General features: G+C 35.7%; 1 protein-coding gene. It reads right to left on the bottom strand.

What is annotated here, in order from left to right; genetic code table 11:
- Positions 1 to 164: 164 nt before the first annotated feature.
- Positions 165 to 683, bottom strand: coding sequence for a hypothetical protein (locus MTCD1_RS18300; RefSeq protein WP_057183697.1), 519 nt, complete (start codon positions 681 to 683; stop codon positions 165 to 167).
- Positions 684 to 856 lie beyond the last annotated feature (173 nt).

Raw genomic sequence — 856 nt, 5'->3', positions numbered from 1 at the left:
TAAAAAACAAACAAACCAGAAATAGTAAAAGGAACATGGAATATTCCTTTTTGGAGAAATTCTACAGCCTCAACGCCTAATTAACAGGCAAAAAATGGTTGGCTAAAATAAGTGAACGGAGTGAACAAAAAGCCAACTGTTTTTTGTCCTTGTTTAATTTCTTATTAGGTTTTTTGTGTAAACATAAGGTCAACAAATGCACCGTACTCAGCATCTATTTTATTTATTAAAGCTTCATCGCCATGCTCTATTTTAGGGTAGATACCAGTTTGCTCTTGCCAACGACAAGTTAGAGCGACAAATATATGATTCAATTTTTGTCCTTGGAGAAGTAACTGAGACATAAATACTTTTGCAACTTTAACGCCTTCCTCTGTATCTAAATCCCACCCTTCTATTTTGTCATGATTATGCACAAAGTCATTTCGATTTTGTAAAAAATGAGTAATGAGTTCTTCTAACTCAGGAATTACATCTGCTCGTTTTTTTATAAGTCCGAGAAAGTAACCAAGTGCCTTTTTACTCTCTTTTTTGTTAAGAGAGTTTAGTTTATCTAAATCTAGAGTCTCACCATTTTGTAATACAAAAGTGGTGATAAATTTTATGTGTTTCTCAACAAATTGAACATAACAAAGAGTCATACCAATCATTGAATGAACATCGTCAAATGTTTGTGCGGACATGATGAAAAACCTAACGCCCAATTAACGGGCTAAGTAATTGTTGGCTAAAATAGCGAGGCACGAGCACGGCCAACTGTTGCGTGTCACGTTGAATTACTTGTTGAACGAAGCCGCTATGCGGCAGAAAAAGCAAACCTCGTCTCTACTTAAACTATCCGTCAACAAAGGCGGTG

The organism is Colwellia marinimaniae (genome assembly GCF_002207865.1).
Classification (GTDB): Bacteria; Pseudomonadota; Gammaproteobacteria; order Enterobacterales; family Alteromonadaceae; genus Colwellia; species Colwellia marinimaniae.
This window is presented reverse-complemented; position numbering and strand designations above follow the sequence as displayed.